This is a genomic window from Calothrix anomala FACHB-343 (assembly GCF_014696435.1).
GTDB lineage: Bacteria > Cyanobacteriota > Cyanobacteriia > Cyanobacteriales > Nostocaceae > Aulosira > Aulosira anomala_A.
In genome coordinates this window covers 24,674-37,062 of the sequence record NZ_JACJQG010000023.1, presented here as the reverse complement: position 1 = coordinate 37,062, position 12,389 = coordinate 24,674, and the positions used below count along the sequence as shown (strand labels likewise).

General features: G+C 40.8%; 12 protein-coding genes. 6 read left to right on the top strand and 6 right to left on the bottom strand.

What is annotated here, in order from left to right:
* Window positions 1-46: 46 nt before the first annotated feature.
* Window positions 47-1,639 carry an NB-ARC domain-containing protein gene (locus H6G08_RS14945; protein ID WP_313941856.1) on the bottom strand — a complete coding sequence of 531 codons (1,593 nt, stop codon included), beginning with the start codon at window positions 1,637-1,639 and terminating at the stop codon, window positions 47-49.
* Between the two features lie 457 nt (window positions 1,640-2,096).
* On the opposite strand from H6G08_RS14945, the gene H6G08_RS14940 reads away from it, so the two are divergent.
* A complete protein-coding gene (locus H6G08_RS14940; protein ID WP_190543860.1) occupies window positions 2,097-2,294 on the top strand; it encodes a hypothetical protein in 198 nt (65 codons plus the stop codon).
* Window positions 2,295-2,382: 88 nt separating this feature from the next.
* On the opposite strand, the gene H6G08_RS14935 is transcribed toward H6G08_RS14940, so the two are convergent.
* From H6G08_RS14935 to H6G08_RS14925, 3 genes are all read right to left on the bottom strand, one after another.
* Window positions 2,383-3,063, bottom strand: a complete 681-nt coding sequence (locus tag H6G08_RS14935; protein WP_190543857.1) for a LapA family protein — start codon at window positions 3,061-3,063, stop codon at window positions 2,383-2,385.
* A gap of 143 nt (window positions 3,064-3,206) precedes the next feature.
* A complete protein-coding gene (locus H6G08_RS14930) occupies window positions 3,207-3,827 on the bottom strand; it encodes a flavin prenyltransferase UbiX (RefSeq protein ID WP_190543854.1) in 621 nt (206 codons plus the stop codon).
* A gap of 16 nt (window positions 3,828-3,843) precedes the next feature.
* Window positions 3,844-6,198 (bottom strand): ribonuclease R family protein, encoded by a 2,355-nt coding sequence (locus tag H6G08_RS14925; RefSeq protein ID WP_190543851.1) that lies wholly within the window; start codon window positions 6,196-6,198, stop codon window positions 3,844-3,846.
* A gap of 780 nt (window positions 6,199-6,978) precedes the next feature.
* Between H6G08_RS14925 and H6G08_RS14920 the strand changes: the two genes are divergently transcribed.
* Window positions 6,979-7,122 (top strand): hypothetical protein, encoded by a 144-nt coding sequence (locus tag H6G08_RS14920; RefSeq protein ID WP_190543848.1) that lies wholly within the window; start codon window positions 6,979-6,981, stop codon window positions 7,120-7,122.
* Between the two features lie 148 nt (window positions 7,123-7,270).
* Window positions 7,271-8,143, top strand: a complete 873-nt coding sequence (locus tag H6G08_RS14915) for a slr1353 family protein (protein WP_190543845.1) — start codon at window positions 7,271-7,273, stop codon at window positions 8,141-8,143.
* A 210-nt stretch (window positions 8,144-8,353) separates the two neighbouring features.
* On the opposite strand, the gene clpP is transcribed toward H6G08_RS14915, so the two are convergent.
* A complete protein-coding gene (gene clpP / locus H6G08_RS14910; RefSeq protein WP_096644454.1) occupies window positions 8,354-8,959 on the bottom strand; it encodes an ATP-dependent Clp endopeptidase proteolytic subunit ClpP in 606 nt (201 codons plus the stop codon).
* Between the two features lie 753 nt (window positions 8,960-9,712).
* On the opposite strand from clpP, the gene H6G08_RS14905 reads away from it, so the two are divergent.
* The 3 genes from H6G08_RS14905 to H6G08_RS14895 all read left to right on the top strand — a co-directional run bounded on the left by H6G08_RS14905 (window position 9,713) and on the right by H6G08_RS14895 (window position 11,544).
* Entirely contained in the window at window positions 9,713-9,868 is a 156-nt protein-coding gene (locus tag H6G08_RS14905) for a QAALIT motif small membrane protein (RefSeq protein ID WP_190543842.1), read from the top strand.
* Between the two features lie 435 nt (window positions 9,869-10,303).
* Window positions 10,304-10,501 (top strand): NblA/ycf18 family protein, encoded by a 198-nt coding sequence (locus tag H6G08_RS14900; RefSeq protein WP_096644455.1) that lies wholly within the window; start codon window positions 10,304-10,306, stop codon window positions 10,499-10,501.
* Window positions 10,502-10,740: 239 nt separating this feature from the next.
* Window positions 10,741-11,544, top strand: a complete 804-nt coding sequence (locus H6G08_RS14895) for an LmeA family phospholipid-binding protein (RefSeq protein ID WP_190543838.1) — start codon at window positions 10,741-10,743, stop codon at window positions 11,542-11,544.
* A gap of 163 nt (window positions 11,545-11,707) precedes the next feature.
* On the opposite strand, the gene H6G08_RS14890 is transcribed toward H6G08_RS14895, so the two are convergent.
* Complete coding sequence (locus H6G08_RS14890; protein ID WP_190543835.1) at window positions 11,708-12,190, bottom strand: hypothetical protein; 483 nt, start codon at window positions 12,188-12,190, stop codon at window positions 11,708-11,710.
* Between the last annotated feature and the right edge of the window lie 199 nt (window positions 12,191-12,389).

Below are 12,389 nucleotides of genomic sequence, written 5' to 3'. Positions count from 1 at the left end.
TTATACCAACTGAAAAAACATTAGAATATGTCAAAGTAGTTAAAAATTACATCTGTGTCTTAGGGTGCTGATTTTGCAGATATTGTTTGAAGTATTCTGTAAAAATTGTATTACTTAGGAGTAAATTATAATCTTTATCTGCTTGCAATTGAGCGTTTTCTTCTATTATTCTTTCAAGAATATACTTTCGTAAAACTGGATTTAGAGACAAGCCAGACGCTTGTTTATCAAGGAGAGAGCGTCTTTGGATTAATTCCATAGCTTCCAAGATTAATCTTTGAGACATTGGCGGCGATAATCCTGGTAAGAGCAGATTTTGCTGTAACTCTCTGATTGACTGCAAATTATCTTGGACTGATAAAAAGTATAATAGCTGTTTTTCTAACTGAGATAAGCGATTAAACTGTTGCTCAATAATTATTCTGATATTGCCAAAAATTCTGGTTTCTTGGGCGATAAACTCAGCTATATTTCCCGCAAATAATTCTTGAATTGTTGTCGCAATTAATTTAATAAATAAAGGATTACCAGCATACTGCTCAATGAGTATTTGACAATCTGATTGTGAAGATTGATTAACCAAACCTTTATCTTTAAGCAGAAAAATGCTGTCTTGTTGATTTAAACCATTTAATTTTAAACAATGAACTGGTAATTCTATCCCTTCTAAAGCCGCAAGTTCCTGAGTTTTTTCCCGACTAGTCAATATGACACAGCTTTGATGTTCTATATCGCCGATGCGGTTGATTAACTCAGCGTAACCTTCATACCCTTGACGATAAGAGATTTGGTTAATCGTTGGTGTATTTGTTGTAAGATAGCGATCGCTATATTCTAAAATCCCATCTAGCCGATCTAGTAGCAACAAACACCGATGAGAACGCAGAAAATCAATCAGTTGAGCGATTTTTTGGTCGATTATTCCAGGAAGAGTTGCGGGGGAAGCTGGGGATAGCTGTTGAATGAGTTGATCTAAGAATAACTCTAGGGGTGGTGCAAATTGCAGCGATCGCCAAATCACATAATCAAACTGTGGTTTTATGTCTTCTATCAGCTTGAGTGAAAAAGCTGTTTTACCAATCCCAGCCATACCCAAGATTACCACTAACCGACAACGTTGTTGAAGAATCCATTCTTTAACTTGAGTCAATTCTGGTTGGCGTCCGTGGAAGACATGACTATGAATTAATTGATCGCTACTATCTTTGAGTATGGATTTATCAGCAAGTAAATCTAACTCCATATCTTTGTTGTCGATGATGGGATTAATTGGTTGTAAATTAAACCAACCTTTTTTGTAGCCAGCCTTTTCTAGCAACTGGGTGACTCTACTCCAAGTCTTTACTTTTACTGAGTCTCCCACTTGATTACTCAGCATTTCCTCTATATATTTATATAATCCATTTGATAGATATACTCTCACAGTACTGCTACTGCCACTTTGATATACTACCTTGGCAATCTCTGCAGGGCTACAACCACAAAGCAAACCCCGCAAGAATTTTTTCTCTACTGGTGTCAAAGCTTTTCCCTTGGCTGATGCCAAATCCACGTATAATTTTTCTAACTCCCAATTATTTTTAGCTTCTATAAAGTCTGCTTCTAAGCGATAAGAATCATCGGCTGCCATTAGCTTCATTAATGTAATTAAAGTAACTTAGGCAATATACTAACGATTCTTATATCAAAGAAGAGTAAACTAACAATGAAATTCTAACGAATTTAATAACTGGCGTTAGGTGACTAAGGGCTTGTCACTTGGTTATCTTGGGCTTAATTGAAATTTAATAAAAATTGTTTGAAACTTTAAGTGGAAAAATTCGGTCAATCTCAATAGCTAAGACTTTCTTTGCTGGAACGATTTTAGGTTTACACAATACTGTGTTTCTACTAATACAATGCAAGCGATGTAAGATTCAGTTCTTGTAAGCTTTTGTTCCCTAATCTGGTAGATACAAGGTGTAAAAAATAACTATTTTTTAACTGAAATTGTACAAAAAATATTTGTCACTTTGACAATTTAGTTAAAGAAACTACGGAAAATTTCACCTGAGTCAGTCCAGATCAATAAATGTGGTATGTATGAGGTGCCGGCCATGACTCGAATTCGTGATGTTGTGAAAAAAGCTTTAGCATGTGGCTATTTAACTGTAGAGGCAGAAAATCAATTAAGACATTTATTAACCACTAGATATGATTTAGAAGATTTCAACGCTTTTATGAGTTTGCAAGAAGCAGCGATGAATGGTAACGTCAGGCAAGAATCACGGGAGCGTTGTGGAATTAAGTATTAGTTATTGGTCATTAGAGACGCGATGAATCGCGTCTGTACAATTGTCATTTTTTATTTATTTTTTCGTCGCCAGCCTCTAGCCCCTAGCTTTAGCGACGAGGTTTGTCATCCTCAAAGTCTTCGTCGTCATCAAAAAAGCTCCAATCATCTTCATCATCATTAGCTTGATTGGTAGTCGGGGGTTGATAGGGGGGAACGATTACTCGGTAATCAGCATCGTAAACAGATTCGGTTTTACCAACGGCTGTATTTTTTGGCTCGCGGTAGTTGTAGGAGTAAACAGAACCAGATTGAGAAGAACTTTTAGGTTCTTGTTGACGCTCATAGGTTTTAGGCTCGGAAAATTCTGAAGTTTGCTGTCTAGATGCTGATGTCTCCTGGGGATTTTCTTCTAAGTTCCAGTCATCATCTTGATTATTTGTATTCCAATCATCAAATGTATCGCTGGCACGTTTTTCTGTTTGATTAGTTGGTGCTGGTTCAGGTGTTGGTTGTTTATAGGCTGTTTGATTACGGGGTCTGGTTGCTGATTTATAGCGAGTTTGGCGTTGTTCTGGGACAAAGTAAGTTGATACTTTGATCAAACTCATGATAAATAAAGTTGTCAAACCACCTGCGGTAGTAGCAAGTAACATCCACATTGCTAATGGTAATGGTTGAGTCCGCATACCGAGAAATACTAACGGTATCTCAGGCGACCAATTTTGGGTTAACAAAAGCGTTAGCCCTCCCAATATCACTACCAACAGAATTAAGCGAATTACACTCATAAAATTGTTAAAAAATAAAAGATAAAGAATGAAGAATAAAGACCAAAGATGAAGGTTAAAGGAGGTTTCTCCAGTTAGGTTTAAATTTTATCCTTCAAACTTCAGACTTCAAACTTCAAACTTCATGCTTCATACTTCCTACTTTAACGGTGACCTTGCCATCGCTGAATGGGGATGCAGTCAATATCGAGTTGATCTAAAGCACGAGCAACTACAAAATCAACTAAATCCTCAATACTTTGAGGTTTGTGATACCAAGCAGGAATTGCCGGTACAACCCGAACGCCAGCTTCGGCTAAAACGGTTAAGTTACGCAGGTGAATCAGGCTAAAAGGAGTTTCCCGGGGAACAATGACTAATTTGCGGCCTTCTTTCATCTGCACATCAGCAGCGCGTTCGAGTAAATCGGAACTTAAGCCAACTGCTAATTTAGCAACGGTACTCATGCTGCATGGCATGACAATCATGCCCAAAGTGCGAAAGGAGCCGCTAGCAATCCCAGCTCCCACATCGCTCCAAGGATGACAACGTAGTTTCCCGGAATTGCTAACTCCTGCTTGTTCGCGCCAAAATTGCTCTTGCGCGGCGGCTTCCGATGGCATTTTGATATCTTGCTCGGCTTGCCAAACCATGTAGGTTGATTTGGAAGCCACTAATTCAACTTGATAATCTGCTGCTAGCAGGTATTTTAGAGCACGAACGGCGTAAATCAAGCCAGATGCGCCTGATACGCCGAGAATTAAAGGATATGTGTGATTAGACACTCGATTACTAGTAGATTTACTCATCCTCCTCGTAAGGTTCTAAGTCAGCCGGATCGAGATGGGCTGAGAGATAAATTTCCGATAAATCGTCATTCTGGCTGTTGAGATCCAAGCCTTTAGCGACGCCATCGCTACCCACTGTAACGAGGTCGATTTGCTGACGGTAGTAATCAACACTCTTAACTTGAACAGAAACGCGATCGCCTAATCGATAAGAAGCACGATTTTTTCGCCCAAATAAGGCTTGTTGTCTGGCGCGGTATTCATACCAGTCATCTTTAAGGGAACTGACATGTACCAACCCTTCAACCCGCAAGGGGACGCCAAGATGGCTACTAGCTTCCACTTCGCTGGCGGGAACTTCAATTTCTACAAAGAAACCGTAGGATTGCACGCCAGTAATGACGCCTTGAAATACTTGGCCGATGCGCTGTTTCATTAGTTGGGCTTTTTGCAGTCCGGCTAAATCGGCTTCGGCTTCTTGAACTTCTTTTTCCCGGTCGTTAATTTGGATAATTACCCGCGTTAAATCGCTTTGCAGTTCTTGTTGCAATTCTGGGGGTAGAACGTTCCAGTTAATTTCAATGTGGGAAGAAGAATGGCGCAGATTGACACGTTCTTTCACGCGGGTGTTGCGGCGATCGCGTCCGTGTTCGAGTAATGTGTAATATACGCGCTGCAAGAGTAAATCAGGATACCGTCGTAAGGGGGCTGTAAAGTGGACATATTCCGGTAAAGCTAGCCCAAAGTGCGGTGCTTTGGTGGTGCTATAACTTGATGGCTTGAGTGTATCTTGTAACAAATATGTTAATACTTGCTCGGAAGCAGATTCCACAAACGCCCTAGTTAAATGTTGATAATCTAAGGGTTGAATATCTACTTCTGGTTCTAGAGACAGTTCCACACCTAAGTTAATTGCCAATTTCAGCATTTCTTGGACATCTTCGGCGTCGGGTGTACCTTGAACGCGCCAAATGGCGGGGACTCCCAAAGCGCTGAAATGGCTAGAGATGAGTTGATTTACTAACAGGACTAACTCTGTAATTAGAGAATGAACTGGTAAATCATTGACGACTACCGCACCGAGAATTCCCTCATCGTAGTAGGGATTTTGACTGGGCGGTAAATTTAACTGTAAGCTACCGCGATCTAAACGCACCTGTTTCAGGATTTTCCGTAATCCTTCCAGGTTTTGCAAAGTTTGCACCACCTGTTCTGGTTGTTTGTGCTGTTCGCCTGCGAGGACAGCTTCGGCTTGTGGCTTGGTGAGACTGTTATCGACGTTAACAATGCTGGGTTGAATTTCCCATTCTTCGATTTCTCCCGATTTGGGATCAATGGTAATTAAGAATGATAAAGCGAGGCGATCGCTCCCAGCAACCAAAGAACAGCGATCGGCGACGGTTTCCGGGAGCATCGGTAATACTAATTCTCCCAGATACACCGACCGCCCGCGCTTGAGTGCTTCCCGATCTAAGATTTCATCTGGCTGGATAAAGTGGGAAACATCGGTGACATGAAATCCTAAACGCCAATAGCCATTGGCAGTTTTTTCCAAACTAAAGGCATTTTCTATTACTTTCGGGTCACCGTTGACCCCGGTAATGGTGAAGGTAAATAAATTGCGTAAATCCAGGCGATTTTTCAGATCGGCTTTCAGTAGTCTTTTTGGTAATTTGGTAGCTGCTTCTAGCACTGCTTCTGTAAAATTACGATTCAAGTCGTGCTTACAGGTGACCAAATCTATGTCAGCAGCAGCTTCCGCATCGCTTCCCAAGATTTGCACTACTCGACCCAATGGGGGATATTGTGCTAAGGGATACCTTAATACTTCCACATGGGCCAGGTGGTCGAGTGCTTCATCTAACTTCATCCCGTTGGTTTGTAATTTGAGTTCAAACAACAGGCGATCGTCGAGAGGAACCGCACGGAAGCCGCTTTCTACTTGCTTAATCCGCGCCAGTAAAGTGTGATTAGAGCGTTCGAGAATCAGCTTGACTTCGCCTTCTGGAGAACGCCGACGACTACCTTCTTTGAGGACTCTGACTAAAACGCGATCGCCATTCCAAGCATTACTCAGATGGCTTTCCCGGATATAAATATCCTCAGCCCCTTCCACATCTTGAATTGCGAAGCAAAATCCTTTGCTAGAACAGCGAAGTTTAGCTTCAATTAAGCCTTCTTCCACAACCCGGCGATATTTACCGCGTTCTTTGACAAGAATGCCAATTTTCTCTAAAATCTCCAGGGCAATGTGAAGTTTTTCTAAACTAAGTTCATCCTCGCAGCCAAGTTTTTTTTCCAAAACCTTACGAGCTACCAATTTATCATCGGTGAAATTGGCAAGGAGTGTAGCGATTGAAAATTCCATGCAGTGAACCGACCTTTGGTCAAAACATCATTTTTCTTTTAATCTGGTTGTTTCCTGTATACCCTTAAGGACTACAGACTCTAGCTAGAAACTAAATACCCTCAAGCAGGGATTCTGAAGTTCCAAGGGGTTTTGCTGACTCAACTGGCGAAAATTCGCAGTAGCGTCTACAAGCTTCTCACTGCACGATAATCTCAGAGTTCGCTTGGGTTTGAGTTCCTTCATCCAGTCCAACCGACAAAGCACGCCTGATAAGATTTTGCCCCACAAGGTAGTTACGCGACTAGTTTTGAGATGCCGGGCTGGTAGAAATACCCATGCGACCTGAAAACGTTATACAGGGAAACAGGTGTTTAATTGTCTAGACTCAAGGTACTTTTACGCCATTAGAATCTGATTTTTACTAGGAGAAACTGCCGATTGACCTAACTTTCCCATATGTAGAATCGGTAACAATTAGGTAAGCAGCTTAACGGGCAGTGAGGGCGAACCTTACCTTCATTATTGTAGATTTAGAGCGCATTTCCAACAAAGAGTTCTGCATATCGAATTGGGTAATTAGTATAGCATTGCCTGCACTCCTACTCAGATTTGATGATTAGTAGCCAAAAATGTTCTCGCAAAAGAGCTACTGCTACAATCGGGACACAGGAGTGAGGAGCGAAGATTACTTCGATCCATGAGAGCATGGCAAAGTTTGTGACATCTGGTTACAGTTTCCTCTCCAGCCAAGCTGCTATGAAAGTGAGGAGGGGAGAAAATTTGATTTCGTAGTACGTCATGCCGGAAATCAACATATCATTTGACAAAGTATCCAGCGCAAAAGAATACAATTCTTTTGATATTGCCGATGAGGGATTTTGTGGCTTGATCCCGCGCCACTGCTGGGAGGAACAAATTCAAAATTTAGGAAAAATCCTCTAACCTTCTTTCTGGGGTGCTTGGGTTCAATCCCACATTTCAAATCCCACAGCCAAAATTAACTTTTGGTTTATTCGGCAGAGGTACTAGCTTGTATACATAGTTAGTATCACCCCCTTTATTCAACAGAATTAAAATTGGTGGCAGTATTATGTTGGCTCAATTCCAGAGCTTGTATCCCAAAGGTAGTCTTATTTCTGAGTTAGTGCAAATTTTTCAAGGAAAATATATAGTTCGCGCTAGCGTACAAATTGATGGCGTTACCCGCGCCACTGGTTTAGCCGCAGCAGATACCGTAGAAGCAGCAGAAGATCAAGCGAGAATGAGAGCGCTAATGGTTTTGGGAATGGAAAAAGCACCCCAAGCAACGGTGACAGCTGCTCCCCAAGTTCCAGCACAGGTACAGCCTAAACCTGCTAGCTTGACGAGTGGATTGAATGAACCTGCTTATTCACCAATCAAGGAAAGGGAATTTGTTAATAGTCAAGAACCTGCTGTACCATCCTTTGCGGGACAAAGTATAACTGGGGATAATGTAAAGAGCGATCGCGAATTGTTCGCTAATGATACAGCTACCGCTAGTAAAATCCCTACTTACAGTCAGGAATTAAATCACAACTTCTCTACCACTAATGAAATTTCCAGCGAAATTTCCAGCCAATTTGATACACCTAGCGATAACTTAGGCAGTATTTTTGGGAAAAATCCTGACAATCAACCTTTATCTGGGGTGACTCCTAGTAATGTCACTCCCTTTACACCCCGTAACCATAGTTCATCAGAAGACGTTGCGACACCAACAACAGCCAGTAAGAGAAAAAAGAAAAGCGAACCTGTAGATTTATCTGATGTCATAGCCAAAACAGATGTCGAACTACAACGTTTAGGCTGGACACCAGAACAAGGAAGGGAGTATTTAATTAAAACCTACGGTAAGCGCGGACGAACTTTACTTACCGAAGACGAGTTATATACCTTTCTGCAATACCTACAATCTCAGCCAGATCCCATAGCCGGATTTTGATTAATTGGTCATTTATCATTTGTCATTTGTAATTAGCAAAAAACCCCGTTCAACTTTCCTCATGAGTCAGGATTGTTGAATGGGGTTTAATTAAATGGTGTAAATGACCATTGACTATTGACTATTGTACAGACGCGATTAATCGCGTCTCTAACAATTGACCAATGACCAATGACCAATGACCAATGACCAATGACCAATGACCAATGACTAAACAACAGCCATTGGACGGCTACCAGCAGAATGGCGGTCAATTACTTGGTCAATTAAGCCATATTCTCTGGCTTCTTCTGGCGACATGAAAAAGTCGCGTTCAGTATCGTCTGCGATGCGTTCTAGGGGTTGCCCTGTATGTTCGGCTAGATAGTCATTTAGCCGCCGCTTGTGATACAAAATTTCTCGCGCTTGAATTTCAATATCAGTTGCTTGTCCTTGCGCGCCACCTAGAGGTTGGTGAATCATAATCCGAGAATGGGGTAGACTCATCCGCTTACCTTTAGTACCAGCGCTGAGGAGGAAAGCACCCATACTCGCCGCTAATCCGGTACAAATGGTACAGACATCTGGGCGGATATGCTTCATAGTGTCAAATATGCCCATACCGGCTGTCACCGAACCACCAGGAGAATTGATGTATAAATAAATATCTTTCTCCGGGTCTTCAGCATCTAAAAATAGTAGTTGGGCAACAATCAAGTTCGCTATGGAGTTATCAACCTGTTGTCCTAAAAAGATGATCCGCTCACGCAACAGCCGTGAGTAGATATCAAAGGCGCGTTCGCCGCGACCCGATTGTTCAATGACTATAGGAATCATGCAGCCTGCTTGTAGCTATTTCAATCCATTTTATCGTTTGTTTTTGAGTATTGGGTATTGGGTATTGGGTATTGGGCATGGGGCATGGGGCATGGGGCATGGGGCGAAGGCAAAGACGCGATGAATCGCGTCTCTACAATTGTCATTTGTCTGCCTTGCGGCTTCGGGAACTTTTTATCCGTAGTCTGTGTCTTAATCGATATCCGCAAGTCGTGGTAACTAATCTAGATGTTTGTGGGTTGGCTGCAAAATTTTTGTAGCATGTTCACCAACCTCACCCTTGAAGGGTGAGGATTGTCTAAACCAATTTAGGCAACGCAAGAGGTGAATACCGCATTGAGACACAGGTTGGTACGCACTTCCAGATACTTCCCTAGTCTGGACTATCTGCAAGCCTAATTGGTTAGGTGCTGTTAGACAGGACATCTTATCTGTGTTGCGGGAAGGGACTTAAACGGGTTTTGCTGGTTTCCTGGGCTTATCGCCATTTAAAAATCAGTCCCCGTAAGGGGCTTGTAAAGCCGTCCTTATAGGACGGGGTTTCTACCCATTTTTCTGATGACGAAATTTATTAACATCTGCACCTGATTGGTGCTTTTTTGTCAGGTGTGGGTAACTTTTTAAACAATTCTTCAAGATTGTTATGGGCAATTATCCGGAATATTAAACAATTTTCGGTAATGCAATAGTACAGGGTGTAGTTAGAGTAGCTAGTCAATGTAAAAACGCTTTCCGTTGAGAAGGAGACCTGCCATGCCAGAAAAACTTGTGCAAGCCGCCATTATCACTTTCTTACTTCATTTAATAGTAGGTCTTAGCCCAAATACTAGAGTTCAAACAAAGTCTTCAGTGTCTTTGCCAGAAACACCAGCCACAATTGTTAACTCGCTGTTTGCTTCTATGCGCTAAGAAACTGGTGTGAATTAACACGCATGGGTTGTTTGTTCGCTACATTTGTGGTTTATTGACCTAAATTCAATATTATGGCTGCATTAAATAGCCCCTTTAACTAATCTTGCTCATGCTTGATGTTGTTAAAGGGGCAACTCGTTTTTATTGACTATTGATGAAACGGGAAAAATTCCAATCTGCAAGCCAAATCACAAATAATGTTTCTTTGCTTAGGTGTCTATCTCACCAGACTCCATTTTGTAAATATTTTGTTATAGTATTTAATATAACTACACAAAACTGTCGCTCTCATGTGGTGAACCACTAAACAAGCGAATGCCGAATACCTAAATGAGTGCATGAGTTACCGACATCAGCGAGTTAATTAGCCAGACGAATATTAGTCAGCATTCAACCTCTAGTTGTCGCCCAATTTGGGCATAGGAGCCAGAAATGAATCAGCCCATTAAATTATCTTTAGAACAAGAATTTAGCCTGAGAAGCTTTGCTAACCAAGTGCAATATATGTCTCTTGAACAAGCCCAGGAATTTTTGCTCAAACTGTATGAGCAGATGTTGATTCAGGAAACAACTTACAAAGAATTGTTGAAGCAGGAGTGGGAAATAGATTCAGGTGCATTCTCTGGCTAAAGCTAGAAAGCAAATATAGGAATCTGGTTTGACTTTTGAAAAATTGCCTAGACTTGAAGTTTAATTGTAGGCAATTCCCACTAAAACCCTGATAAGCTGGGGAGTTGCCCACCTAAGTGTATTCTGTACAAGAAGATAAAATGAGGTAGGAGCTTGCTAGCGTGACTCCTAGAGTATGTCTTCAACTAGCTCAGAGGCATTGATAATTAAGCCAAAGAAGTTTTACGGAGGCAATCTCTATGTTCAACAGTCTAACAAGTTTAGCCAATCCTACTGACGGTGATTGGGGAGAGCGTTTACTTAACACCGTTGCTAGCAAAACAATTCGCTACTTATTTACTCACAGCGAGTCTGTAGAAGTTTTTGTCAAATGTCATCCTTCGAGTAAACTTTTGCAAGGTAGCATCGATAGTTTCAAAATGAATGGGCGTGCACTAGTCATTCGTGGAGATTTCCAAGCGGAAGAGTTATCTTTTGAGACAGATGCTGTAGTAATTGATTTTAGTAATGTTTTGAGAGGAAAATTGACTCTCAAACAACCAACCCAAGCTATTGCCCAAGTTACTTTATCAGAAGCTGGGATTAACCAAGCTTTTCAGGCAGAACTGGTAAAAACGCGGCTACAAAATCTTTCTCTGCCTGCTTTAAGTGACATACTTGGTGGTGAGTTCGTTTCCTTTGAAGCTATTCAGTTCAAATTGTTACCTAATAATGGGGTAAGGATTTTCGCACAAGCCGATCTCAGTAATGGTGAAATTGTGCCGATTAGCTTAAGTGCAACCATCAGCATTGAACGGCGACGCCGCCTTGTGTTCTGTAACCCGAAATTTGAAGCAGATACTGTGCCAGAATCTCAATGGAAAATATCTCAAACTTTGTGCGCTGTATTAGCTGAAATTTTGGATCGGATGGTTGATTTAGATCGCTTTGATCTTGATGGCATTACTATGCGAATCAATCGCTTAGAAACTCAAGGTAAACAATTAATTTTCATTGGCTACGCACAAATTGAACGTATTCCTAGTAGTAGTTCACCACATTAATTTTATGGCTACGTAGTCAGTACAGATTGTGCTGAAGATAAGGAATCAAGTCCTAACTACGTCATAATTTTTCCATCATTATTAATGTAGCAAAGTACTAGTAAAACATGGTGGAAAAGCCCGAAATACAATTATTTTGACTTTTAACTTCCGCATAGCGGTGCTAATCCAAGAAAAATTTTCTAAAGGTGGGAATTTCTTTGAGGGATTGAATAAAATCCTTCAAACTCAATAATTTACCTGTGAAGGTGAACTTAGGGGTTCCATTTTTAGAAATGATTTTCAGATCACCATCTTGGATTTGAATTTGATTTTTAATAGTTTCCCATAGAGTATCGAAGCTATCGTCATCCTGACAACCATTTGCTTCGAGGAACTTTTGTCGTACTTCGGTTTTGAGCGCTCTTACTTCTGCTGCTTGGGTGCGCGTCTCAAAGTCTTTAATTACATCTTCATAGGTGCTTTCTCTAAGAATTTTATTTTCAGCTTGAACTTGCTCTAACTGATTTTTGATAGCTTCCAATTGTGATGCTAAAGCGGCTGACTTCTGGTATTGAACTTTTAAGGCCTGCTTTGCATTAGTTAACAAGACTTTGTAATCTAGCTGGTCTTCGTTTTGAATTGGATTCGATTCTTGGCTATTCATAAGAAAATACAATCTATTATTTTTGTACCATTAACTAAATTTTATCTTTTATTTAGAAAGTTGATTAATAATAAATACAAATTTTATCAATAAAATAAATTGCTTTTAAATAAGGTATATCTAGTCATTATTTGATATCTTTTTGATTAAAAAAATGGATATAGCATCGTGTTTATCATGCCAATTTAACCAAAATTTA